The following is a 578-nucleotide window of genomic DNA, read 5'->3' as shown; positions in this document are numbered from 1 at the left end:
GCTGGAACTTGTTCGATGGGGGGCGTGGCGAGGCGATTGAAGCCATCAACCAAGCGCGTTTTGATTCGGCGACATTGTCTTATCAACATACGGTAGAGGCGGCTTTGGCAGAAACCGAATCCACACTATTTGCTTATGGTCGCAGCCAAGAAAATCAGCGCCGAATCGATGATGCATTGAAAGCCACCAATAACGCTGTCAACAAAGCCAAGTCACTGTACCGAGCTGGCTTGATTGATCACTTATCGGTTTTAGATGCGCAACGTCAGCACCGCATGATGCAAGATCAGCAAGTAGCCGCAAAGTTACACACCGCACAAGCTACGATTGCGCTCTACAAATCGCTTGGTGGTGATTGGACGCTACAACCAGAAGCACAACCCGAAACGAATGCCAAAGGTTAGGTTTCTTACAAGCCTCACACCTTTGCGTCATAACGGATGCCGTTAAATCGGTTAAAAAGAGGCCACTTAGATGGCCTCTTAGTTTGTGAGGCAAATATTTCTACCACCTATACCCTCTCTCGGTTGTATAATGCCGACTCTGAAATATTTTGTTACGTTACTTCGGTAACCCCT

1 protein-coding gene is annotated in these 578 nt (G+C 47.8%); it reads left to right on the top strand.

Going from position 1 to position 578, the window contains the following annotated elements; translation table 11 throughout:
- Positions 1–404 (top strand): TolC family protein (locus R7R24_RS28980; protein ID WP_318120496.1); only part of this gene is annotated, 404 nt, incomplete at its 5' end.
- Positions 405–578 lie beyond the last annotated feature (174 nt).

The organism is Vibrio sp. 704, from assembly GCF_033339295.1.
The sequence above is the reverse complement of the archived record's forward strand: the minus strand, read 5'-3'. Positions and strand labels throughout refer to the sequence as shown.